This window comes from Mucilaginibacter sp. AK015, assembly GCF_014200785.1.
Classification (GTDB): Bacteria; Bacteroidota; Bacteroidia; order Sphingobacteriales; family Sphingobacteriaceae; genus Mucilaginibacter.
This window is the reverse complement of record NZ_JACHCV010000002.1, coordinates 178,347-203,146: the sequence shown is the minus strand read 5'-3', so window position 1 is coordinate 203,146 and position 24,800 is coordinate 178,347. Positions and strand designations below refer to the sequence as shown.

The window sequence follows — 24,800 nt, the reverse complement described above, 5'->3', positions numbered from 1 at the left end:
CTAAAGTGGAAAGTTAAAAGTGTAAAGAGGAAGTTTATGGCTTCAACTTTACACTTTTAACCTTAAACTTAGTTACGCTTCTACAGCCTGGTTTTCGGGGCGTAAGCTGCGCACAGTTTTGCCAGCCTGCCACATTTCGCTGTCGCGTAATTCTTTCAATTCCGCATCTAATTTTTCGCGATAGTCAGTTTTACTGTTGCTATCAATAGATTTTTGCGATTCTTTACCGGTCGCAACACTTTCGTAAAGTTCTTCAAACACGGGTTTAGTAGCGTCACGGAATTTTTTCCACCAATCAAGCGCGCCACGTTGCGCTGTTGTTGAGCAATTGGCGTACATCCAGTCCATACCGTTTTCAGCAACAAGTGGCATTAACGACTGGGTAAGTTCTTCAACTGTTTCGTTGAAGGCCTCAGATGGCGAGTGGCCCTTACTGCGTAATACATCATATTGAGCTGCAAAAACACCCTGGATACAACCCATCAGCGTACCACGTTCGCCCGTTAAATCGCTGTAAACTTCTTTTTTAAAGTCGGTTTCAAAAAGGTAACCACTACCCACAGCGATACCTAAAGCTATAACACGGTCTTTAGCCTTACCGGTAGCATCCTGGAAGATGGCGAAGCTTGAATTTAAGCCACGGCCTTGTAAGAACATACGGCGTAATGAAGTGCCTGAGCCTTTAGGGGCAATCAAAAACACGTCCACGTCGGCCGGAGGTATGATACCGGTTTGTTCTTTAAAAGTGATACCGAAGCCGTGAGAGAAGTATAGGGCTTTGCCCGGGGTAAGGTGTTTTTTAACAGTTGGCCATAAAGCTATTTGCGCAGCATCGCTCAATAAATAGCAAATAATGGTTCCTTTTTCAAGGGCCTCTTCAATTTCAAAAAGCGTTTCGCCCGGTACAAAGCCATCACTTACGGCTTTATCCCACGATTTTGAATTTTTACGCTGACCTACGATCACGTTAATGCCATTGTCTTTTTGGTTAAGCGCCTGGCCCGGGCCCTGAACACCGTAGCCGATTACTGCAACAGTCTCATCCTTCAATACGTCCTGAGCTTTTGATAAGGGGAACTCTTCGCGGGTTACTACGTTTTCCTCGGTACCGCCGAAATTTAGTTTTGCCATTGTTTTTTACTTTTTGTGATTACACCGGTGCTTTTTCGTTGATACACCGATTTTGCTTGTATATTTTAATTCTGATTTTACTTTTTTGTTCCCTTTCAGGAGGTTAAGGGGTTTACATCGTAAACACTTTTTGCCCTTTGTTTAAATATTCGTTTTCGATAACATCTTCACCCGGTTCCAGTCTTTCAAACTCGCGCAGCTTACTGTTAAACCCTTTACTGTTTTTGATGATAGCAACCCGGGCGCTGCGTACAAATTCTATCAATCCGTAGGGCTGCAATATTTTGATCAGGTTATCAGTTTCTTCGCGATGCCCGGTTGTTTCAAATACCGTATAATCCTTACGGATGACCACGGCACGCGCGCCATTTTCGCGCAGCAAGCGTTCTACACTCACCTTTTCGGCAATAACATCTGTTGACATTTTGTATAAGGCCAGTTCCTGCCAAATAACATCGTCGTTGGTATGGTAATATACTTTCAGCACTTCCACCTGTTTTTCTATTTGGCGGGTTAGCTTGCGCACCACATCTTCCGACTCGTTTATCACGATGTTGAAGCGATGGATACTCTCTATCTCCGACGGTGAAGTGTTCAGGCTGTCGATATTGATCTTACGGCGGGTAAAAATAATAGCGATGCGGTTCAGTAAACCTATCTGGTTTTCGGTATAAACCGTTATGTTGTATTCCTGCTTGGCCTCACCCCAACCCTCTCCAGAGGAGAGGGGGCTTTTATTTTCTTTTGTTGAATTTTCCATTTTTTTAATTTTTAAGTCCTCTCCTTAAGAGAGGATTTAGGTGAGGCTTTCTTATTTTAATCTTATCTCGGCAACACTGCAGCCTTGCGGCACCATGGGGAATACATTATTCTCTTTGGTAACCATTACTTCTAAAAGGAACGAACCGGGGTTGTTAAGCATTTCGTTCAGTGCCGATGGCAGGTCCTTGCGGTCATCTATTCTTTTTCCAGGGATGCGGTATGCCGCAGCCAAAGCCACAAAATCAGGGCTTTCGATATCTACGAACGAATAGCGGCGGGCATTGAACAGTTCCTGCCACTGGCGAACCATGCCCAGGAAGCGGTTGTTCAAAATGATGATCTTTACGTCTATCCCGCTTTGCATAATTGTACCCAGTTCCTGGCAGGTCATCTGGAAACCGCCATCGCCAATAACGGCAACCACGGTACGGTTTTGCGCGCCAAACTTTGCGCCAATGGCAGCAGGCAATGCAAAGCCCATTGTGCCTAAACCACCGCTGGTAACATTGCTGCGGGTTTTTTTAAAGTGCGCGTAACGGCAGGCCACCATCTGGTGCTGGCCCACATCAGTTACAATAACCGCTTCGCCTTTGGTTATTTCGTTCAGTTGTTTGATCACCTCACCCATGGTCATCTCGGCCGTGGTAGGATTAAGCTCCTGGTGTATCACCTGTTCAACCTCCTGGCGGGTGTAGTCTTTAAACTTGTTATGCCATTCAGTATGTTCTTTTTTATCTACCAAAGCGGTAAGCATAGGTAATGTCTCTTTACAATCGCCCCAAACGGGTACGGTGCTTTTTACGTTTTTGTCTATCTCGGCAGGGTCAATATCCAGGTGGATAACCTTTGCCTGTTTGGCGTATTTATCCAGACGGCCGGTTACACGGTCGTCAAAACGCATACCTATGGCTATTAATACATCACATTCGTTTGTTAAAACGTTTGGTCCGTAGTTGCCATGCATGCCCAGCATACCTACATTGAGCGGGTGATCTGTTGGAATAGCGCCCGCGCCCAGAACCGTCCATGCCGATGGGATGCCGCTCTTTTCAACAAAAGCTTTAAACTCCTGCTCGGCACTGCCTAATATTACGCCCTGACCCCACAGAACAAATGGCTTTTTAGCCGAATTGATGAGCCCCGCAGCTTCCTTAATATACTGTGGGCGAACAATAGGTTTTGGCCTATAGCTGCGGATGTGCTCGCATTTCTCGTAGCCTGCAAAATCAAATTTTTGTATCTGGGCGTTCTTGGTTATATCTATCAATACCGGGCCGGGCCGGCCGCTTTTGGCAATATAAAATGCTTTGGCAATAACCTCGGGAATCTCGGTAGCATCGGTTACCTGGTAGTTCCATTTGGTAACCGGGGTGGTTATATTGATCACGTCTGTCTCCTGGAAGGCATCGGTACCTAAAAGGCTCGCGAAAACCTGACCGGTGATACAAACCAAAGGGGTGCTATCTATCTGGGCGTCGGCCAAACCGGTAACCAAATTGGTAGCGCCGGGTCCGCTTGTTGCAAAAACAACACCCACCTTGCCCGATGTACGCGCATAACCCTGTCCCGCGTGCGTAGCGCCCTGCTCGTGGCGTACCAGTATGTGGTTCAGCTTATCGTTATAATGATATAAAGCATCGTAGATAGGCATGATAGCGCCGCCGGGGTAACCAAAAATGGTATCCACACCCTCCACAATCAGCGCTTCTAATAACGCTTCTGACCCTGAAACTTCTGTCGTTGGTGATTTTGCAGGCTCCGCTGCTTTTTCACTTACTTCCTGTGCGATTGTTTGTGTTTCCATTTTAACCCCCAGCCTCCGTTAGCTAACGGAGAGTTTTTGATTGATTTCTATGTTATATATTTTAGTCCCTTTGTTCCACCTTCAGGGTGTTAGGGGGCTACATTTCATCCGTTACGCAGCCTTCGGCAGCGTTGCTTACTGTTTTTGCGTAGCGGTATAAAAGCCCTTTGCTTACCTTTAAAGCCGGCTGTTTCCATGCGGCTTTACGGGCAGCAAGTTCTTCGTCGCTTATTAACACGTTAATGGTGCGGTTTATGGCATCAATAAATATCCTGTCCTCATCCTTTACAAAGGCAATTCCGCCGCCGTCGTAGGCTTCGGGCGTTATGTGGCCTACTACAAAGCCATGCGTACCACCGCTAAAACGGCCATCGGTAATCAGCGCTACCGAACTGCCAAGTCCCGCGCCAAATATGGCAGAAGTTGGTTTTAGCATTTCGGGCATACCCGGCGCGCCTTTCGGGCCCACGTTGCGGATAACCACTACGTCGCCTTTTTTTACAAAGCCGCTTTGTATACCGTGTATCAGCTCAAATTCGCCATCAAACACCCGGGCGGGGCCTTCAAAGCTGGTGCCTTCTTTACCGGTTATCTTGGCAACGCTGCCGCCTTCGGCAAGGTTGCCGTATAATATCTGTAAGTGACCGGTTGCCTTGATAGGGTTCTCTGCCGGGAATATTATTTTCTGACTTTCAAAATCAAGTTCAGGAACGTCTGCAAGGTTTTCGGCAATAGTTTTGCCTGTTACAGTTAAGCAATTGCCATTAAGCCAGCCCTGCGCCAGGCAGTACTTCATTACAGCAGGTACGCCGCCAATGTTGTGCAGGTCTTCCATCATGTACTTACCGCTTGGCTTCATATCGGCCAGTACCGGTATGCGGTTGCTTACGGCCTGGAAATCGTCCTGAGTAACCTTTACGCCAACACTTTTGGCCATTGCTATCAGGTGCAGCACCGCGTTTGTGCTTCCGCCTAATACCATTATCACCACTATCGCGTTCTCAAAAGCCTCGCGGGTCATGATATCCGATGGTTTGATGTCTTTCTCTAATAATACTTTTATTGCTTTACCGGCAGCTAAACATTCTGCCTTTTTATCCTCGCTTAACGCAGGGTTTGATGACGAGTAAGGCAAGCTCATGCCCAATGCTTCGATAGCGGCCGCCATGGTGTTGGCAGTATAAATACCACCGCAGGCGCCCGCGCTTGGGCAGGCGTTTTTTATCACACCTTCAAAATCTTCGGGCGTTATCTGGCCGGCTATCTTTTTACCTAAAGCCTCAAATGCCGATACAATGTTAAGGTCTTCGCCTTTCCAGTGGCCGGGTTTTATAGTGCCCCCATATACCATGATCGACGGACGGTTTAAACGGCCCATAGCCATGATAGAGCCGGGCATATTTTTATCGCAGCCGGGCAGGGTAATTAAGCCATCATAATATTGCGCGCCGGTAACCGCCTCAATAGAATCAGCAATTATATCGCGGCTCATCAGCGAATAGCGCATGCCCTCGGTGCCATTGCTCATGCCATCGCTTACACCTATGGTATGAAATATCAGGCCAACCATATCTTCGTCCCAGATGCCCTGTTTAACCAGTTTGGCCAGGTCGTTTAGGTGCATGTTGCAGGTATTACCATCGTAACCCATGCTGGCTATCCCTACTTGTGCCTTCTGCATATCATCATCGGTAAGGCCAATGCCATAAAGCATCGCCTTGGCAGCAGGCTGGGTTTCGTCCTGCGTAAAGGTTTTACTGTATTTATTTATCTCTACAGCGTTTGTAGTATCTGATGATGAACTCATTTTTTAATAGCGTTTTTTAAGCATTACACCTACAAAAAATTGCATGCGTCATGTAAGTTGTATTGTGTATTTGTAAGTTAGATATAGCAATAAAGAATAGCAATAGCGCGAAATATTTTTTTAAAAAAGTATATAATTTCAGTTATTTAAATAATTCAAAATTATAATTTGAAATTTTTAATAAATATAGAATATTATTTTTAACAACTTATACCAAAGTTTAAAACGGTATTCGGTATATTTTTTATGCATGCATAGTAAAAGATGGAAATTCGGCGTAAAATGGGGTAGGATGTGGTATTTTTTTGCAATTAAAAATTGATTTTCACCCGAAAGATTTTCATAACATTGCATAGCTTTCAAAAGCATTATATAATGGACAGGATCTCATTCCAGATATTACCAACCGACTTATTGCCCGATTATCGCCGGCAACAGGGGCTGACTATTTTGGAAAATTTTGAAAAGCTTAAAGAAAGCGACATATCTGCTCGTGATTTCAGTTTTTACACATCGGTATCCGCAGTTTTCTCATCCAAAATAGAGGGAGAGGATATTGAGTTAGATTCATTTATCAAGCACAAATTATCAGGTGTCAAATTTCTGCCCGACTATACCCAAAAGGTTGACGACCTGTATGCCACCTACCAGTTTGCGCAGAATAACGAATTAAATAAAAAGCACATAAAACAAGCGCATAAACTACTTACAAAGCATATTTTACATAAAAGCCAGCAAGGTAAAATGCGGGCCGACAAAATGTTTGTAATAACCCCTGATGGTAAGATAGAATATGTGGCTTGCGACTGGGTAAAGGTTAAAGGAGAAATGAAAAAGCTTTATGATGATATAAAGTTACTGTTAAATACTGAGCTGGATATTAAAGAAGCTTTTTTCTTTGCCTCGCTGATACATTTGGTTTTTGTGAAAGTACACCCGTTTTATGACGGCAATGGCCGCACTGCCCGCCTGTTGGAAAAATGGTTCCTTGCACAAAAGTTAGGGCCTAAAGCCTGGTTCTTACAATCAGAGAAGCTATATTATGATCAACACAATACCTATTATAATAATATAAGGGCATTAGGATTGGAGTATGATACGCTTGATTATTCTAAGGCTTTGCTATTCTTAAATATGTTGCCGGCGACTATTTTAACAGTGTGAAATTTGAAAAGAAACAGTTGATTTAATGAATGTAGATTTAATCCAACGTGTACATTACCTAAATTCAATAGGTGAAACAGAACCGATTCAAAGGTTTAACCATTGGATAAATGGAAACGAAGGTCAAGGCGATTTTAAGTTTATTGTTGGCGACGAAATATACTACTGGAAGATAATATCATCAAAGGACTTTAAGGACATCATTGACGAGGATGTTACAGACTGGTTTTTTATTTATTCTGAAAACAAGGAGTTTATGGCAATGGCGAAAGTAAGGTTTACCGATTTAAATTTAATTGAAGAAAAACGGGAACTTACATATCGTCCATTTGGATTTTAAGATCCAATATCGAATCGCTTAAAATAGTCGACGAGGTGCCAATAAGTCTTTGGGCACCATATCAAGAAAAAACACCACATGAGCGTCTGAACTATTACTTCGCTCAACTCTTATTGAAACTTAAAGACCACAGAATTGCACTAACTGAGTTTGTCAGTTATAAAGTTTCAAAGTCGGGGGAAAGGAGAATTAGATAAACTTCAAAGACCGGAAAGGCATGCAATAAAAAAGGCCCGGAGCAAACCTGCCCGGGCCTTCGTTATAATTTCGAGGAGTATTTTACTTGTGTGTGATACCTTCGGCTAATACGGTAACCTTATTGTTTAAGGCTTCAACTACACCACCCTGTATAAAAAATACCTCTTCCTTAGCGCCGGCAGTACCGCGAATGGTAAGTTTACCATCGTTTAAGGTAGAAATGATAGGGGCGTGATTGTTTAAGATCTCTAAAAATCCTAACGTACCGGGTAAGGTAACCGAGGTAGCCTCGCCTTCGTAAACTTTTTTATCAGGAGTAAGAATTTCTAATGTCATCTGTTTTAGATATGAGATATGAGATTTGAGATGTGAGACATTTGCCTTGCGATCCCCCGAACTTATATCCGTTTCTTAATTTATTTAGAAGAAGATATGAGATTTAAAACCCTGGTCTCAAATCTCATATCTATAATCTCAAATCTTAATTATTAGCTTCAGCTAACAGTTTTTTACCTTTTTCAATCGCATCTTCAATGCTGCCCACAAGGTTAAATGCTGCTTCGGGATATTCATCAACTTCGCCATCCATGATCATGTTAAATCCTTTGATGGTATCTTTGATGTCAACCAATACACCTTTTAAACCGGTGAACTGCTCGGCCACAAAGAATGGCTGAGAAAGGAAACGCTGAACACGGCGCGCGCGCGATACAACTAATTTATCTTCTTCAGATAGCTCGTCCATACCTAAGATGGCGATGATATCCTGCAACTCTTTGTAACGCTGTAAAATTTCTTTAACACGCTGAGCTGTTCTGTAGTGCTCTTCGCCTAAGATAGCAGCGCTAAGGATACGTGAGGTAGAGTCCAACGGATCCACAGCCGGATAAATACCAAGCTCGGCAATTTTTCGCGAAAGTACGGTTGTTGCATCTAAGTGGGCAAATGTTGTTGCCGGTGCAGGGTCGGTCAAGTCATCCGCAGGTACGTAAACGGCCTGTACAGATGTAATTGAACCACGTTTTGTTGAAGTGATACGCTCTTGCATGGTACCCATCTCGGTAGCCAGTGTTGGCTGGTAACCTACCGCCGAGGGCATACGGCCTAATAACGCCGACACCTCAGAACCTGCTTGTGTAAAGCGGAAGATGTTATCAATAAAGAATAATATATCACGGCCTTTACCTTCTTCGTCACCATCGCGGAAATACTCCGCAAGGGTTAAGCCCGAAAGCGCCACACGTGCACGTGCACCCGGGGGCTCGTTCATCTGTCCGAAAACGAATGTCGCTTTTGATTCTTTTAAAGCCTCGGTATCGATCTTTGTCAGATCCCAACCGCCTGCTTCCATCGAATGCATAAACGCATCGCCATATTTTATAATGCCCGATTCAAGCATCTCGCGCAGTAAGTCGTTACCTTCACGGGTACGCTCGCCTACACCTGCAAATACAGATAAACCTGCATATGCTTTCGCGATGTTATTTATCAGTTCCTGAATTAATACTGTTTTACCAACACCGGCACCGCCAAACAAACCAATTTTACCACCTTTTACATAAGGTTCTAAAAGGTCGATTACCTTGATACCTGTAAACAACGCTTCGGTTTCGGTAGATAGGTCTTCAAAACGCGGAGGGGTTGCGTGGATAGGGCGACCGGCAGATTTATCCAGGTTAGGGATACCATCGATGGCATCACCAACTACGTTAAATACACGGCCTTTTATTGATTCACCAACCGGCATTTTTATAGCAGCCTCGGTATCTAAAACCTTCATGCCGCGCAGCAAACCATCGGTCGAGTCCATGGCGATTGCGCGCACACGGTCTTCACCTAAATGTTGCTGAACTTCTAAAATGATTTTTTGTCCGTTGTCTTTTGTGATCTCAAGCGCATCATAGATCTTTGGAAGATGTGCATCATCAGCGAAACTTACGTCAACTACCGGACCAATGATCCGTGATATTTTTCCAATGTTTGGCATATATAACCTGGTGTTTTAAAGAATTTAAAATGAAACAGATACCTTGCATACAAGGCGGTACTATTTCAGAGGCGCAAAGTTAAGGTTTATTGCCAAATATTTAAACACTTATATCAACTTTTTATCCGAAAGATTTTAACGCCTTAAACCAAGCTTAATTTTAATGTTTTTATAAAGATCACTGCTAACTATCCTATGCAAACTGCTAACTTCTGACGGCAAACTCTAAAACGATTTTACCCATATGTGCGCTGCTTTCCATCACCCGGTGCGCTGCTGCCGCTTCATCAGCAGCAAAAGTTTTGTATATAACAGGTTTTATTTTGGCCGATGCCAGCAATGGCCAAATGTGCTTTTCCAGGTTTTGGGCAATGGCGCTTTTAAACTCAACATCCCGCGCCCGCAGCGTTGAACCCGTTATACTGATGCGTTTGCGCATTACGGTCGAAAGGTCAATTTCTGCATTTTTGCCCTTCATGGTATTGATGAGTACCAGCCGGCCTTCGGGGGCAAGGCTTTTGATGTTTGGAGCAGTATAATCACCGCCTATCATATCCAATATCACATTTACGCCATTGCCGCCGGTGAGCTGGTCTATCGTATTGCTGAAATCCTGATGGTTATAGTTTATGGACTTCGCGGCGCCAAGCGCTTCGCAAAACCTGCATTTTTCATCGCTGCCTGCAGTAACATACACAGTACTGCCCAGCGCGGTTGCCATTTGTATGGCCGCCACGCCGATGCCGCTGCTGCCGCCATGCACCAGCAGGCTTTCGCCGGGCTGCAGGTGGCCACGGTCGAACACATTGCTCCAAACGGTGAAGAATGTTTCGGGTAAGGATGCTGCTTCGGCAAACGACAGGTTACCGGGCACAGGCAGGCATTGCCCTTGGGGGGCCGTGCAGTATTCGGCGTAGCCGCCCCCAATTACCAATGCGCAAACTTTATCGCCAACCTTCCATCGGGTTACGGCAGCACCAACTCCGGCAACTATACCGGCTATTTCCAGTCCGGGGATATCAGGCGGCGCACCGGCGGGTGGGGGATAGTTGCCCTTGCGCTGCGCTACATCAGGCCGGTTAACCCCTGCTGCCATCACTTTAACCAACACTTCGTTAGCGTTACAGGCAGGAACGGGCCTGTCGGCTAATTCTAAAACTTCGGGGCCGCCAGGCTCGCTGATAATAATGGCTTTCATATAAACAATAATAGCCTTTATGCCCGATATGTTTGAAATGTTACCCCTTTAATCATCCCGCTTAGATCTTAGTTGGTCGACGCGGCTTCGATGCGTTGCAACATAGAAAAGGTCAGGGGTGTAGTAATCTTCTGTTGCTTTTAAAAATACGTATTTGAACAACAATCAACCATAATTTATTTTTGTTTTTAATACACGCCTGTGATAAAGCACTGCTTATTTATTATTTTATTTGTAGTATAAAATTCAAGCTTATGTCAATTACAGCAGGCCAGGCGGCTCCCCAGTTTACATTAACCTCGTCAGATCTTAAAGAAGTATCATTAGCCGATTTTAAGGGCAAAAAGGTGGTTCTGCACTTTTTCCCGCTGGCGTTTACGGGTGTGTGCACCACGCAGCTTTGCACCATGCGGGATAGTTTTGGTTATTACGACGGCTTAAACGCTCAGATCTTAGGCGTATCGGTCGATTCGCCTTTTACATTGGCAAAGTTTAAAGAAGAGAATGGTTACCAGTTCCCGCTGTTGTCTGATTTTAATAAGGAGGTATCGGCCGCCTACGGCGCGCTATATGCCGAGTTTGCCTTTGGCATGAAAGGCGTATCAAAACGCGCTGCCTTTGTGATAGATGAAGATCAGAACGTGCTATATGCCGAGGTGCTTGAGAACGCAGGAGATTTGCCAAATTTTGAGGCAATTGCGCAAAAAGTAAAGTAATTGATAAAAAAGTTTGCAATGGATGCAGAAAATCCTATTTTTGCAGTCCTTTAAAAAAGGTCTTGCATCGGTTTGTGATGTAAGATTTAATATGTTGAAAACGCACTTGTAGCTCAATTGGATAGAGCATCTCACTACGGATGAGAAGGTTTGGGGTTCGAATCCCTACAAGTGCACACAAACTAAGCCTTTCTGTATAAAACGGGAAGGCTTTTAACTTTAATCGCAAGGGATGCTTAACTTAGTTCTGTTTGGTCCGCCCGGTGCCGGGAAAGGTACTCAATCACAAAAACTTATCGAAAAATTTGGCCTAATTCACCTTTCAACGGGCGATCTGTTGCGCGGTGAAATATCGCAGGGCACCGAATTAGGTATCGAGGCAAAAAAGCTGATGGATGAAGGGATGCTAGTGCCTGATAGCGTTGTCATCGGCATGATCAGTAACAAACTGGATGCTAACAAAGATGCCAAAGGATTTATTTTTGATGGGTTTCCTCGTACAGTTGCCCAGGCCCAGGCTTTAGACGAGTTGCTGGAATCGAAAAACTCCGCCATTTCGGGCATGATAGCCTTAGAAGTTACTGATGGCGAATTGGAGCAACGCTTATTAAAGCGGGGCGAAACCTCAGGGAGGCCTGATGATGCCAACCCCGAAGTAATACGCAAGCGCATTAAAGAATATAATGATAAAACTGCACCTGTTGCAGGTTTTTATAAAAACCAAAACAAGTTTACAAGCATTAATGGTATAGGTTCGATAGACGAGATATTTGATTCTATTAACACCGTTATAGCTTCGTATTAATATATAGTCCGAAAGTCGGCAAAACGGTAAAGTCCGGGAGAAGGAAGTGTATATTTCTTTACTTTCGGACTTTACTGTCTTTCGGGCTTCCTAACAAAAAAATAAAAACGATGTCTCAAGGCTCAAATTTTGTTGATTACGTAAAGATATGCTGCCGTTCGGGACATGGAGGGGCCGGTTCATCGCACCTGCACCGCGATATTTTAACCTCGAAGGGCGGACCTGATGGTGGCGATGGCGGCCGGGGCGGCCATGTTATTGTAAAAGGTAACGCCCAGCTATGGACTTTGCTTCACCTTAAGTTCCGCAAACATGTGATAGCCGGGGATGGCGAGTCGGGCGGGAGTTCCCTGCGGTCGGGAAAAACCGGTCGCGACGAGGTCCTTGAAGTGCCGTTGGGTACCATTGCCAAAAACGCCGAAACAGGCGAAGTGCTATTTGAGATAAGCGCCGACGGCGAAACAAAAATATTGGCGCGTGGCGGCCGTGGCGGTCTGGGTAACTGGCACTTTAAAACTGCCACGCAGCAAACTCCGCGTTTTGCCCAGCCGGGAGAAGATGGTGAAGAGGACTGGAATATTCTTGAGCTTAAACTACTGGCCGATGTTGGTTTGGTAGGTTTCCCGAACGCGGGTAAATCAACATTATTATCGGTAGTATCTGCCGCTAAACCCGAGATAGCCGATTACGCCTTTACTACACTGGTACCCAATCTGGGGATCGTATCCTACCGAAACAACAAATCGTTTGTTATGGCCGATATTCCGGGTATTATAGAGGGTGCATCGCAGGGCAAGGGGTTGGGGATAAGGTTCCTGAGGCACATCGAACGTAACTCTGTATTATTGTTTATGGTACCGGCTGATACGGGCCGCACTATAAAAGAGGAGTACAGCATCTTGTTAAAAGAACTGAATGAATATAACCCCGAACTGATGCATAAGCCCCGCGTGCTGGCCATAACCAAAGCCGATATGCTTGACGATGAATTGCAGCAGGAGATGGAAAAAGAGGTGCCGGCGGATATTCCTTATGTATTCATATCTTCTGTAGCCGAAAAAAACATTACCGAGCTTAAAGACCTGCTTTGGAAAGAGATCAATAAATAATTTCTTTTATCGCCTGCCAAGTGTAAATATAAGCAGTGCTGTGTTTAGCAGCAATAACGCCGGCTGTACCCAGGTGTTAAAGCTTTGCAGATTGTCTGACCGGATAGCGCGCTTGTTTTGCGCGATATATACAATGTCGCCGTTTTGAAGTATGGATCGCGGGTCGGATAAAGAATTGATATTACTCAGGTCAATTTCAGTTACGTTCTGAAGCTTCCCCCTGCCCCGTATAATTTTGATATTTTTTTCGTTGGCCGCAGGCGTTAAACCACCAGCCTGCCCAATCATTTCGACCAGCGTTGTGTTGTCTTTTACTATCGGGAAATTGCCCGGTGACCTTATTTCGCCCAATAACGTTACTTTTAAGTTTATAACTTTAAGCTCAATTATCGGGTCTTTTAAAAGGCTTTTGCGGTATAGATCTTCAATAAGCTTTGTGGCCTGGCTGCGCGTTAAGCCGGCAACCTGAATATGGCCTAAAGCCGGCAAAGCCACGGTACCATCCTCTTCCACCTGGAAGGTTTGCCCTTGTCCGGCAGTAGTATTAGCCGAGGTGGTTGATACGGGCATCTCATCAACAATATAACGCAGGCTTTGCAGGTTCCTTATTTGTAAAATATCCTGTGGCTGTATTTTGTAGCTTACGGTTGCAGTCATTTGTTGTGCTGTATCGGCAATGGTCGACGCCCGTTTTTCAAACAGTATCTGGTTTTGCTTATATGAACATGAACAGCCGAACGTTATTATGAAGGCAAAACAAATAAAATATAAAGCACGCATATATGTTATTACTGCTTAATGTTACTGATAATTAGGCAGCAATTCCAAAATTACATATTTTGCGCCTAAATAAGTGTATTATCCAACGTGCATTACCCTAAAATATCTGTAATTACTGTTTGCTATAATGCCCAAAGCACTATTGAACAATGTATACGATCGGTGGTCAGCCAGGACTATCAGGATATTGAGTACATCATCATTGACGGTGCCTCAACAGATAATACCGTTTCTATAATCGAAAAATATATAAAGGATATCCGGCTATTTGTATCAGCGCCCGATAACGGCATTTACGACGCCATGAATAAAGGCATAGCTTTAGCCCGGGGCGATGTAATTGGCATACTTAACGCAGATGATGTGTTTGCGGGTAACCATATTTTAAGCGATATAGCCCAGGCTTTTGCCGGCAATGCCGTTGATATTGTTTATGGGGATCTGGATTATATCAAACCCGGCAAGGGAATCGTTCGCAAATGGCGTGCGGGGCAATACAAAAAAGGGATGTTTAACCGTGGCTGGATGCCGCCGCACCCTACTTTTTATTGTAAGCGGCAGGTATTTGCCAGGTTTGGTAATTACAGCCTGGAGTTTGGCACCGCTGCCGATTATGAGCTGATGTTGCGGTTTATGCACTTGAGGCAGGTGCCATCGTTTTATTTGCAGCAGGTGTTTGTAAAAATGATGGTAGGCGGGGTTAGTAACAAAAATATTATTAACCGTATTAATTCTTTATTTTTTGACCTGAAGGCCATGTACCGCAATGAAATAATATTTCCGCCTATTGCGTTGCTTTTCAAGCCATTGGTAAAAATTGTTCAATATTTTTAATTTAAAATGAAATTAATACATTTGCTTTATAATTGCCCCTAACAATTAATTTAAATGCCGGAGTATTTTAGCACGTATTACTTTGTATACTACTTACTAATTATAGCGTTCTCTACTCTGGTAACGGTGCTCGCTATCCCTTCCATTTTGCATGTTGCCCGCACCCGGCACTTATATGATGATGTTGGCCATTTCCGCAAACAGCATGACCACGGCATACCCCGTTTAGGTGGGGTGGCAATCTTTGTAAGCTTTACCATTACTCTATTATTATTCAGCATTATAGATAAAACCATACCGGTTAGTTATTTGCTGGCGGCCAGCATAGTGTTGTTTATAATGGGCTTAAAGGATGACCTTTCGGGGGTAAATTCAAGCACCAAGTTTTTTATACAATTTATTGTGGCAACCACACTGGTCATCCTGGGCGATATACGCTTTACCAGTATGTATGGTGTACTGGGTATTTATAATATATCATATGTTACAAGTGCTGTATTGTCTATCCTGTTTATCATCCTTATTATAAATGCCTTTAATTTAATAGATGGTATTGACGGCCTTGCCGGTACTACCTGCATTATTGTTAATGGCACCTTCTCTGTTCTTTTTATATCAATAAGGCATTACGAACTGGCAGCGGTATCGCTGAGCATAGCCGGTGCTACATTTGGCTTTTTACGCTTTAACTTAACACCTGCCAGAATATTTATGGGCGATGCAGGGTCTTTGCTCATCGGCCTGATATCAGCAATTATGGCGGTTAAATTTATCGAGCTTAATAAAATCACAGAGGGTAATACCTCTGCTGTCGTATCGGCGCCCGCTTTAACATTCGCTCTATTAATGGGGCCTATTTTTGACACCCTGCGTGTGTTTGTATTGCGTATTGTTAAAGGCAAATCGCCGTTTACTGCCGACAGGAACCACATACATCACCGCGTGCTGCGGCTGGGCTATACCCATTTGCAAACTACGCTTATTTTAGGTGCTATTAATATTATACTTATTATTATGGCGTTTGCGTTTGCCCACCTGGGTAACTTTACGCTCATCGTGATTATACTCTCAACCTCTGTTTTGTTTAACTGGGCAATAACGTTCCTGCTTAGGTCAAAAGAGCGCGACAACGTGTCTCTGCGTAACCTTTTTGCATAACACCCCCGCACGCTATTTAATTTGCTAATTTTGCATCCTTAACTTAACATAAATGAGGATCGCTATAAACGGTTTCGGCCGTATAGGCCGTATATTTCTGAGGACCATTCTTGCAAAGCCGGGTATTGTTGTTATGGCCATAAACGACCAAACCGACACCGCTACGCTTGCCCATCTGTTTAAGTACGACTCTGTTCACCGTGGCTTTAAAGGTACAGTTACTACCGATGAGGAAAATCTGTATGTAAATGGCAACGCTATAAAAGTACTACGCCAGGCCGACCCCGCATTGCTGCCCTGGAAGGAACTTGATATCGACCTGGTAATAGAATCTACAGGCAAATTCATAAGTCGCGAAGATGCATCAAAGCACCTTACCGCCGGTGCTAAACAAGTTATTATATCGGCCCCGCCGGCAGATAAAAGCATACCAACAGTTGTTTTGGCTGTTAACGATGGCGCGGTCGACCTACGATCGCCTATACTGTCAAACGCTTCGTGTACCACCAACAATGTGGCTGCCATGGTTAAGATACTTGACGACAACTGGGGCATAAAAGATGGATACATTACCACTGTACACTCTATGACCGGCGACCAAAACCTGCACGACGCCCCGCATAAAGACCTGCGCAGGGCAAGGGCCGCGTCTGCCTCAATCATACCCACAACCACCGGGGCCGCAAAGGCCATTACCAACATATTTCCACATTTAGAAGGCCGGTTGGGTGGTGCGGGAATACGTGTACCGGTGCTTAACGGCTCGTTAACCGATTTTACCTGCAGCCTAAAAAAAATGCCAACTGTAGCCCAAATAAACGCCGCCTTTAAAGCCGCCGCTCATGGCCCCATGAAAAACGTACTGGAATATACCGAGGACCCTATCGTGTCAACAGATATTTTAGACAACCCGCATAGCTGCGTATTTGACGCGCAGTTAACTTCGATAGTAGGCGGACTGGTAAAAGTGGTGGGCTGGTACGATAACGAGATGGGTTACAGCAGCCGCCTGGCCGACCTGGTTGAAAAAATAAGCCAATTGCCCGCATGATAAAATTTATTACTGCCGATGAGGTGCTGCCCATACGCAACCAGGTATTGCGCGACGGTAAGCTAACACTTGATGAATGCCGTTTCCCGAATGATGATGCAGAAGAAGCTTTCCACGTGGGGTATTATAAAGATGGTGAACTGGCCTGCATCGCGTCTTTTCATCCAACGGCGTATAAGGGTATGGAAGGCAAGGCTTACCAATTAAGGGGTATGGCCACACTGGAAAAATATCGGGGCAAAGGCTATGGTACCATGTTGGTTAATTTTGCTATTACGTACCTGCGGGGGCAAAAGGTTAACTACCTTTGGTGCAATGCACGTAAAAAAGCGGTGCCATTTTATTTAGGGGTCGGTTTCGAGATCATTTCTCAGGAGTTTGAGGTACCCGGCATTGGCCCGCATCATGTAATGTATGTTAAGATACAATGAAATTTTGATGAAAACATAGCACCTTTTTAACTTTTGGGTTGGGTTTTAAGATAAATTTCGACAAATTGCCCCGTTCGTAAAAATTATAACATCAAATATGAAGACAATAGATCAGATCAGTTTTAACGGTAAAAGAGCGCTTATCCGTGTAGATTTTAATGTGCCTTTGGATAAAGACTATAACATTACCGATGATAACCGTATGACCGCCGCGTTACCAACCATTAAAAAGATATTAAAAGATGGTGGTGCCGTTATCCTGATGTCGCACTTAGGCCGCCCTAAAAACGGTCCTACCGAAGAATTTAGCTTAAAACATATAGTACCTCACCTGGCCGACCTGCTGGGCCAGCACGTAGATTTTGCCGACGATTGCATTGGCGAACAAGCTGTAGAAAAAGCCAAAAACCTTGAAAAAGGCGAAGTGCTTTTATTAGAAAACCTGCGTTTTTATAAAGAGGAAGAAAAAGGTGATAAGGATTTTGCCGAAAAACTTTCAAAATTGGGCGATGTATATGTAAACGATGCCTTTGGCACAGCTCACCGCGCCCATGCCTCAACCGCCGTAATTGCGCAGTTTTTCCCCGAAGCCAAATTTTTTGGTTACCTGATGGCTGCTGAATTAAACAACGCCGAAAAAATACTGAACGATGCCCCTAAGCCATTTACGGCTATCATGGGCGGGTCTAAAGTTTCTGACAAAATAGAATTGATTGAAAAGCTGCTGGATAAGGTGGATAACCTGATCATTGGCGGGGGTATGGCCTATACCTTTGCTAAAGCCGATGGTGGTACCATAGGTACATCGCTGGTTGAGGCCGATAAGCTTGACCTTGCTTTGAGCCTGAAGCAAAAAGCAAAAGAAAAAGGCGTTAACCTGCTGCTGCCGGTTGATAACGTAATTGCCGATGCTTTTTCTAACGATGCCAATACTGATGTTGCCAAAACAGGCCAGATCCCCGACAACTGGATGGGACTTGATATCGGCCTCGAAACGGTTGAACTATTCAGCAAGGTGGTTGAAGAATCAAAAACCATCCTTTGGAACGGTCCGATGGGTGTTTTTGAGATGGAGAAATTTTTGGTAGGCACCAAAGCCATTGCCGAAGCGGTGGCCAAAGCTACAGAAAATGGCGCTTTTTCATTAATAGGCGGCGGCGATTCGGCTGCTGCGGTAGCCAAGTTTGATATGACAGCTGATGTTAGCTACGTATCAACAGGCGGTGGCGCTTTGCTGGAGTATATGGAAGGTAAGGAACTGCCGGGCGTTAAAGCGATAAACGAAGACTAATATTGTAACGTAAATATTATAAGGAGCCTTCCGGATTTCGGAAGGCTTTTTTTGTTTAATTCATTACTTTTAATCCATCAACATAGCATCATGAAGAAAAACATACTTATAGCCTTCTGCTTTATCCTTTTGGCTTTCAACTCTTTCGCGCAAAGCGATGCCGCCTACATTAAAGAGAATTATACCAAGTTTGAATACCAAGTGCCTATGCGCGATGGTAAAAAGCTGTTCACATCGGTATACGTACCAAAAGATCAAACCAAAAAATACCCCATCATGGTGGACCGCACCTGCTATAGTGTTGCACCATACGGGGCCGATAAATATAAAGGCAGCCTTGGCCCATCAAGCCAGTTTACACACGATGGTTATATATTTGTTTACCAGGACGTGCGCGGCCGCTGGATGAGCGAGGGCATTTACGAGGAGATGACCCCCGAGCTGGAAGTACACAAAACCAATAAGGATGTTGATGAAGGCACCGATACGTATGATACCATAGACTGGTTGCTTAAAAACCTGCCGAATAACAACGGTAAGGTAGGGGTATGGGGGATATCTTACCCCGGTTTTTACACCACAACTGCTTTATTGAGCCGCCACCCGGCGCTGGTTGCCGCGTCGCCGCAGGCGCCCATCGCCGATCTGTACCGCGATGACGCTTTCCATAACGGCGCGTTTATGCTGGTTGCCAACTTTGGTTTTTACCCCGGCTTTACCAATAGGCAGGATGATAAACCAACCCAACGCCGCGCAAAGAGTTTTAACCCGGGTACCGAAGATGGTTACAAATTCTTTTTGGATATGGGCAGCATGCGCAACTCCAACGTAAAATATTATAAAGATACCATCCGCCTGTGGAACGAGATGATGGACCACCCTGACTATGACCAGCACTGGAAAGACCGTAACGTGCTACCCCACCTGCACGATATTAAGACCGCAGTACTGGTTACCGGCGGCTGGTACGATGCCGAAGACTTATACGGCGCTATCAACACTTATAAGGTATTAGCCAAAAAGAACCCAACCACGCCCGTTTACTTTGCTATGGGCCCGTGGGTGCATGGCGGATGGGCGCGCGGCAACGGCGACCACCTGGGCGATGTTGGCTTCGGCGGGCCAACCGGTCCGTTTTACAGGGAGAAGATAGAATTCGCGTTTTTTAGTCATTACCTGAAGGGCACCCCGCTGGATATAGCAAAGGTGAACACCTTTGAAACCGGCGTAAACGAATGGAAAACCTACAAAACCTGGCCACCTGCTGAGGCGCAGGAGAAAAACCTATACCTGCTGTCGGGCGGTAAGCTATCGTTTACGGCGCCTGTAAACACTAAAGATGATTTTAAAGAGTTTGTATCAGACCCAATGAACCCGGTACCTTTTATTGATGGTATTGACTTTGATATGAAGCGCGAGTACATGACTGCCGACCAGCGTTTTGCCGAAAAACGCCCCGACGTGTTAACATATAAAACCGAAGTGCTTGATAAAGATATTACCATTGCCGGCAACATTTGGGCAAACCTGAAGGTGAGCACCACCGGCACCGATGCCGACTGGGTGGTAAAAGTGCTGGATGTTTACCCTGATACCGCCACAGCGGGTAAATTTACAGGTAAGGATGTGCAAATGGCAGGCTACGAGCAAATGGTACGCAGCGAGGCTATGCGGGGCAAATACCGCAACAGCTTTAGCAAACCCGAGCCGTTTGTGCCAGGCAAAGTAACCCCGGTAAACTTCGAACTGCAGGATGTTCTGCACACCTTTAAAAAAGGACACCGAATTATGGTGCAGATACAAAGCACCTGGTTCCCGCTTATCGACAGGAACACGCAGCAGTTTCAGGATATCATGAAGGCTAAGGATACCGATTTTAAAAAAGCGACGCATAAGGTGTATACATCAAAGGCGCACCCAAGTTATTTGAAGGTGAGGGTGTTGTAAGGTAGAATATATAATTGTTTGATTATCAGGTGTTGATGAGTGTTCACGGTGTTCACGTGCGGCGAACGTGAACACCTAACCGAACAAGGTTGGTAGCTAACGCTGTTGTTATTTTAGTATCATTCTGTGAAAACATCAAATACAAACTATTTACATAGCTTATTGTTGTGTCATTTTTTTGGATATGCATATTGCATTTACTTATTTTTATACTAATGAAACCGCACATCAATATCACCGCCATACAGCACATCGGCATCCCGGTAACCAACATCGGCGATTCGCAAACGTTTTATGAACGGCTGGGCTTTACCAAGGCCATGCTGGCCGGCTTTATGGATGGTGGCCGGCCGGGTACATGCGTAATGATGCGGCGCGGCGAAATGCTCTTAGAGTTATACCAGTTACCCGAGCCTCAGCTACAGGAGGTGCGAAATCGTAAGAACGGACATATAGACCATATAGCTTTTAATGTAGAGAATATTGACGAGGCTTTTGCCGAGATAAAACGTACCGGGTTCAATATTATTGAACCGGAACCTGTATTGTTGCAGTTTTGGAGCAAGGGCTGCCGTTATTTTAACATAACCGGCCCCGACGGCGAACGGCTGGAATTTAACCAGATCCTTTAGTGGGTAAGTATTTAATGCCCGTTATTCGAAAAATAATTCACAACTTATTGCCAATTGGCGTAATTAATCTAAAAACCTGTAGATGATCATGAAATTTATGGCAAAGAACGGATTATTATTGAGTTGCTGTATTTTAGCGGGGTTTGCATCGTTTGCACAAAAGGCACAAATAACGCCTTACCATGAGCCCTATCGTCCACAAGTGCATTTTTCGCCTAAAGAACACTGGACGAACGACCCAAACGGCCTGGTATATTATAAAGGTACATATCACTTGTTTTTTCAGTATTACCCAAAAGCAACGGTTTGGGGGCCAATGCACTGGGGCCACGCCGTGAGTAAAGATCTGATCCACTGGGAACAGTTGCCTATTGCATTATATCCTGATAAGCTGGGCTATATATTTAGCGGCAGCGCGGTTATAGATAAAGATAATACATCCGGGTTGGGCACTAAAGATAAGCCTGCTATAGTTGCCATATTTACCCATCACGACCCGAAAGGCGAGAAAGCTGGTTCGGCTAAATTTCAAAATCAAAGCCTTGCATATAGCTTAGATGAAGGCCTTACCTGGATAAAGTATAAGGGCAACCCGGTGCTCAAAAATCCGGGTATCAGAGATTTTCGGGATCCGAAAGTTTGCTGGTATGCCCCCGGTAATAAGTGGATAATGACACTTGCCACTAAAGACAGAATTACCTTTTATTCATCGCCTGATTTAAAGAAGTGGAAAAAAGAAAGCGAATTTGGCCAGATGCTTGGCGCGCACGGCGGCGTTTGGGAGTGCCCCGATCTGATATCGCTTAAACTAAATGGTAAAGAATATTGGGTGCTACTGGTTAGCATTAACCCGGGCGGGCCAAATAAAGGTTCGGCTACGCAATACTTTGTGGGTCATTTCGACGGGGGGAAATTCACGCCGATAGGCAGCCAAACCAAGTGGATAGATTTCGGGCCCGACAATTACGCGGGCGTAACCTTTGGCAATACAGGCGCACGCAAAGTGTTTTTGGGTTGGATGAGCAATTGGCTGTATGCCAACCAGGTGCCAACCCTGAAGTGGCGCAATGCTATGACCATACCGCGACAGCTTTCTTTAAAGCTTATGGCCGGCGATATCTGGCTTGCCTCTAACCCGGTTGAGGAATTGAAGAAAATAGTTACCAAAACCATTAAGGTCGACGCAGGCCTGCTGGCAAAAGACAACAATATCTTTTCGGTTATCAAACAAACGCCTGCACAATACCGGCTAAAATTTAATACCCGGGCCGTAAAAGATTATTCGGTTATTTTATCTAACGGTTCGGGCGAGAAACTGGTTATAGGCTATGAAGCCAAAAACAGCCGCTATTATATCGATCGAACCAAAGCCGGCCAAAGCGGCTTTAGCCAAAATTTCGCGGCTGTACTCTACGCCCCGCGGGTATCATTATCACCTACCTCAAATTTTGAGCTGCTGGTAGATGCGTCGTCTGTAGAATTATTTGCCGATGGCGGGTTAAGCAACCTTACCTCCATTTATTTCCCTAAGAAGCCATATACCCGTTTAAGCATCGTTAACAACGGTATGGAGATTGAACATTTACAGATCCAGCCGCTCCGGTCTATTTGGCAATAATAGCTTATGGCCGGATTGGTAAGAAGCGATAGCTATACCTATACGACCCGGTTTGAAAAGTGTAGGTTATAGTAAAACCCTGTTTAACAGGTTTTCCGTTAACTGTAGCGGGCTGTAAATTGGGCAGCGAGCGTAGCTTGGAAATTAATGCCTGTGCAAGATCTGAATAACCCGGATCGCGGTTTTTTAACTTAAAAATAGCGCCTCGTTCGTTTACTTCACCATCTAATGTTATCTGCCCGCTTATTGACCAAAGATTGCCGTTTTTTATAAAGGCGTTTGTTAGCTCTGCGATATGGTCATTAAAAGATGCGGTTCCTCCTATATACGAAGCATTAACAACTGACCCGGGCTTTACGCCATTGCATGGCGTTAAGGATATTTGGAGTTTTTCGGCATTTGTAAAAGGGAATATATCCGGGGAGATCAACACCATTCTGGACGCATCATGATACTCCGAAACGGAGGTACTGCCCCCTTGAAAAACGCCATTTTTATAAACCTCGGTTGTAAGGTCGCTGTCGTCCGATGTTTTTTTGGATTTCCACTTTCCCTCAGGTTTGCCATTAAGCAGCTTTCCTTTCCAATAGATAAAGCCCATATCTGCCCGGTAGGTTCCGTTGCCGTTGTTTACGGTCCTGTTACCTTTGGCATCCCATTCATCAATAATTTTAATGTCTTTGCCATCCGCCTCAAAAGTTATTTTGGGTTTGCCGTTATCATAAAAAACCTCCCATCTCCCGTCAAAAAGCCCGTTCTTAAAATTGCCCTTTGCCTGCAGCGTACCATTTAAATAATTGATAGTAAATGGCCCTTCCTTAAGGCCTTCGGGCGTGTATGTGCCCTGGGTGATCAGCAGGTTGGCATCGGCCTTACTTACGTCTCTGAATGGTCCGGTATATCTCCTGGTCTGAATATTCACATGCGCATAGCGGTAAACCTGGCTGCAGCTATCTTCAATCAGGTTAAAGTCCTCGTTAAAGCTAAGGCGGGTGCTGTCACCGCTGATAAAATCAAACCGGATGCTTCTTTGAACCGGAGGCGTAACTTGTTGTGCCAATGCGGCACATGCGCAAAATGCTGTGAAAAAGGTGATTAGAAATGATCTCATTGCGGCGGTTTGGTACCTGTAAATTACAAATATTTACCAATTAATGCCAATTGTTTAAAATATTGTTACAAGGCTTACTCCAGCACCACAGTTTTGTTCTTATACACAAAAACCCTGTCGTCAAATACCAGCTTTAATGCTTTGGCTAAAACGGCAGTTTCTATTTCCTTCCCAGCCTTTACCATATCAGATACGGCAAGCGAGTGATTGGCAGGGATAATTTGCTGCGCGATGATGGGGCCTTCGTCCAGTTCATCGGTTACATAATGCGCCGTTGCGCCTATTAGCTTAACTCCCCGTTCGTAAGCCTGCCGGTAGGGGCTGGCCCCTGCAAAGGCCGGCAAAAACGAGTGATGGATATTGATGATCTGCATGGGGAAACGGCTTACAAATTGGTGCGAGAGTATCCGCATAAATTTGGCCAGCACCAGGTAGTCATATTCATATTTCCCGATTGTGTTAAGCAGCTTTTGCTCAAACAATTCTTTATCCCCGTTTGCGGGTAAATGGTAAAACGGCACCTCGAACCGCCGGCAGATATCCTGCAGGGTATCATGATTGCCAATTACACATTGTACGCTGGCGCCCAATGTTTTAAAATAATTACGCACCAAAATGTCTGCAAGGCAATGATATTCTTTAGTAACCAGTACAATGATCTTTTTTTCGGGCAAGGGGTTTATTTTAACTATCGCGCCGTGAGGTAAAATTTGGCACAGGTCTTCTTCAAGTCCTTCAGCATTATCTGTTTTGTCTACTTCAAGCCGCATAAAAAACAGGTTGGCGGTATTGTCTACATGCTCATGCATGCTGGTAATATTAAACTGTTTTTGAGCAAGCAGGCCCGATATAGCCGCAACCAGGCCTACACGGTCGGTGCATTGGATAACGATGATCATGTTTTGGCGTGTAAATACAGTTTCAAA

At 44.7% G+C, this 24,800-nt stretch carries 23 protein-coding genes and 1 tRNA gene; 14 read left to right on the top strand and 10 right to left on the bottom strand.

Annotated elements, in window-relative coordinates; genetic code table 11:
* Positions 1-72: 72 nt before the first annotated feature.
* From ilvC to ilvD, 4 genes are all read right to left on the bottom strand, one after another.
* A complete protein-coding gene (gene ilvC, locus HDC91_RS10070; RefSeq protein ID WP_183551568.1) occupies positions 73-1,131 on the bottom strand; it encodes a ketol-acid reductoisomerase in 1,059 nt (352 codons plus the stop codon).
* Positions 1,132-1,243: 112 nt separating this feature from the next.
* On the bottom strand, positions 1,244-1,891 hold the full coding sequence (ilvN, locus tag HDC91_RS10065; RefSeq protein WP_255476702.1) for an acetolactate synthase small subunit: 648 nt from the start codon (positions 1,889-1,891) through the stop codon (positions 1,244-1,246).
* Between the two features lie 51 nt (positions 1,892-1,942).
* Positions 1,943-3,697 (bottom strand): biosynthetic-type acetolactate synthase large subunit, encoded by a 1,755-nt coding sequence (gene ilvB, locus HDC91_RS10060; RefSeq protein WP_183551565.1) that lies wholly within the window; start codon positions 3,695-3,697, stop codon positions 1,943-1,945.
* A gap of 97 nt (positions 3,698-3,794) precedes the next feature.
* Positions 3,795-5,504 (bottom strand): dihydroxy-acid dehydratase, encoded by a 1,710-nt coding sequence (gene ilvD, locus HDC91_RS10055; RefSeq protein ID WP_183551562.1) that lies wholly within the window; start codon positions 5,502-5,504, stop codon positions 3,795-3,797.
* Positions 5,505-5,879: 375 nt separating this feature from the next.
* On the opposite strand from ilvD, the gene HDC91_RS10050 reads away from it, so the two are divergent.
* Positions 5,880-6,668: a Fic family protein gene (locus tag HDC91_RS10050; protein WP_183551559.1), complete on the top strand. Its 789-nt coding sequence runs from the start codon at positions 5,880-5,882 to the stop codon at positions 6,666-6,668.
* A gap of 25 nt (positions 6,669-6,693) precedes the next feature.
* The gene (locus tag HDC91_RS10045) at positions 6,694-7,008 is read left to right on the top strand and encodes a hypothetical protein (RefSeq protein WP_183551556.1); all 315 of its coding nucleotides are present in this window, start codon (positions 6,694-6,696) and stop codon (positions 7,006-7,008) included.
* Positions 7,009-7,287: 279 nt separating this feature from the next.
* Here the strand turns inward: HDC91_RS10045 and atpC are convergent, their stop codons facing one another.
* From atpC to HDC91_RS10030, 3 genes are all read right to left on the bottom strand, one after another.
* Positions 7,288-7,542, bottom strand: coding sequence for an ATP synthase F1 subunit epsilon (atpC, locus tag HDC91_RS10040; RefSeq protein ID WP_183551553.1), 255 nt, complete (start codon positions 7,540-7,542; stop codon positions 7,288-7,290).
* A gap of 145 nt (positions 7,543-7,687) precedes the next feature.
* Positions 7,688-9,193 (bottom strand): F0F1 ATP synthase subunit beta, encoded by a 1,506-nt coding sequence (gene atpD, locus HDC91_RS10035; RefSeq protein WP_183551550.1) that lies wholly within the window; start codon positions 9,191-9,193, stop codon positions 7,688-7,690.
* A 205-nt stretch (positions 9,194-9,398) separates the two neighbouring features.
* A complete protein-coding gene (locus tag HDC91_RS10030) occupies positions 9,399-10,391 on the bottom strand; it encodes an NAD(P)H-quinone oxidoreductase (RefSeq protein ID WP_183551547.1) in 993 nt (330 codons plus the stop codon).
* A gap of 254 nt (positions 10,392-10,645) precedes the next feature.
* Here HDC91_RS10030 and HDC91_RS10025 point away from each other — a divergent pair, with 254 nt between their 5' ends.
* From HDC91_RS10025 to obgE, 4 genes are all read left to right on the top strand, one after another.
* On the top strand, positions 10,646-11,107 hold the full coding sequence (locus tag HDC91_RS10025) for a redoxin domain-containing protein (RefSeq protein ID WP_162429363.1): 462 nt from the start codon (positions 10,646-10,648) through the stop codon (positions 11,105-11,107).
* 102 nt (positions 11,108-11,209) lie between these two features.
* Positions 11,210-11,283, top strand: a tRNA-Arg gene (locus HDC91_RS10020).
* A gap of 56 nt (positions 11,284-11,339) precedes the next feature.
* Positions 11,340-11,912: an adenylate kinase gene (locus HDC91_RS10015; RefSeq protein ID WP_183551544.1), complete on the top strand. Its 573-nt coding sequence runs from the start codon at positions 11,340-11,342 to the stop codon at positions 11,910-11,912.
* A gap of 110 nt (positions 11,913-12,022) precedes the next feature.
* Positions 12,023-13,021 (top strand): GTPase ObgE, encoded by a 999-nt coding sequence (gene obgE / locus HDC91_RS10010; RefSeq protein ID WP_183551541.1) that lies wholly within the window; start codon positions 12,023-12,025, stop codon positions 13,019-13,021.
* 6 nt (positions 13,022-13,027) lie between these two features.
* Here obgE and HDC91_RS10005 read toward each other — a convergent pair whose 3' ends face one another.
* Complete coding sequence (locus HDC91_RS10005) at positions 13,028-13,801, bottom strand: polysaccharide biosynthesis/export family protein (protein ID WP_183551538.1); 774 nt, start codon at positions 13,799-13,801, stop codon at positions 13,028-13,030.
* 87 nt (positions 13,802-13,888) lie between these two features.
* Here HDC91_RS10005 and HDC91_RS10000 point away from each other — a divergent pair, with 87 nt between their 5' ends.
* The 8 genes from HDC91_RS10000 (at position 13,889) to HDC91_RS09965 (ending at position 22,763) form a co-directional block, all read left to right on the top strand.
* On the top strand, positions 13,889-14,635 hold the full coding sequence (locus HDC91_RS10000; RefSeq protein ID WP_183551535.1) for a glycosyltransferase family 2 protein: 747 nt from the start codon (positions 13,889-13,891) through the stop codon (positions 14,633-14,635).
* 54 nt (positions 14,636-14,689) lie between these two features.
* A complete protein-coding gene (locus HDC91_RS09995) occupies positions 14,690-15,793 on the top strand; it encodes an MraY family glycosyltransferase (RefSeq protein WP_183551532.1) in 1,104 nt (367 codons plus the stop codon).
* A gap of 52 nt (positions 15,794-15,845) precedes the next feature.
* Positions 15,846-16,844, top strand: coding sequence for a type I glyceraldehyde-3-phosphate dehydrogenase (gene gap, locus HDC91_RS09990; protein WP_183551529.1), 999 nt, complete (start codon positions 15,846-15,848; stop codon positions 16,842-16,844).
* Positions 16,841-17,275 carry a GNAT family N-acetyltransferase gene (locus HDC91_RS09985; RefSeq protein ID WP_183551514.1) on the top strand — a complete coding sequence of 145 codons (435 nt, stop codon included), beginning with the start codon at positions 16,841-16,843 and terminating at the stop codon, positions 17,273-17,275. Before gap ends, HDC91_RS09985 begins: the two co-directional genes overlap by 4 nt.
* A 97-nt stretch (positions 17,276-17,372) precedes the next feature.
* Positions 17,373-18,566, top strand: a complete 1,194-nt coding sequence (gene pgk, locus HDC91_RS09980) for a phosphoglycerate kinase (protein WP_183551512.1) — start codon at positions 17,373-17,375, stop codon at positions 18,564-18,566.
* Between the two features lie 90 nt (positions 18,567-18,656).
* Positions 18,657-20,513 carry a CocE/NonD family hydrolase gene (locus HDC91_RS09975; RefSeq protein ID WP_183551509.1) on the top strand — a complete coding sequence of 619 codons (1,857 nt, stop codon included), beginning with the start codon at positions 18,657-18,659 and terminating at the stop codon, positions 20,511-20,513.
* Between the two features lie 215 nt (positions 20,514-20,728).
* Positions 20,729-21,145, top strand: a complete 417-nt coding sequence (locus tag HDC91_RS09970; protein ID WP_183551506.1) for a VOC family protein — start codon at positions 20,729-20,731, stop codon at positions 21,143-21,145.
* Positions 21,146-21,227: 82 nt separating this feature from the next.
* The gene (locus HDC91_RS09965) at positions 21,228-22,763 is read left to right on the top strand and encodes a glycoside hydrolase family 32 protein (RefSeq protein ID WP_221262164.1); all 1,536 of its coding nucleotides are present in this window, start codon (positions 21,228-21,230) and stop codon (positions 22,761-22,763) included.
* A 4-nt stretch (positions 22,764-22,767) separates the two neighbouring features.
* Here HDC91_RS09965 and HDC91_RS09960 read toward each other — a convergent pair whose 3' ends face one another.
* Positions 22,768-23,874 (bottom strand): toxin-antitoxin system YwqK family antitoxin, encoded by a 1,107-nt coding sequence (locus HDC91_RS09960; protein ID WP_183551503.1) that lies wholly within the window; start codon positions 23,872-23,874, stop codon positions 22,768-22,770.
* 74 nt (positions 23,875-23,948) lie between these two features.
* Positions 23,949-24,773 carry a formyltetrahydrofolate deformylase gene (gene purU, locus HDC91_RS09955; protein ID WP_183551500.1) on the bottom strand — a complete coding sequence of 275 codons (825 nt, stop codon included), beginning with the start codon at positions 24,771-24,773 and terminating at the stop codon, positions 23,949-23,951.
* Positions 24,774-24,800: the final 27 nt, after the last annotated feature.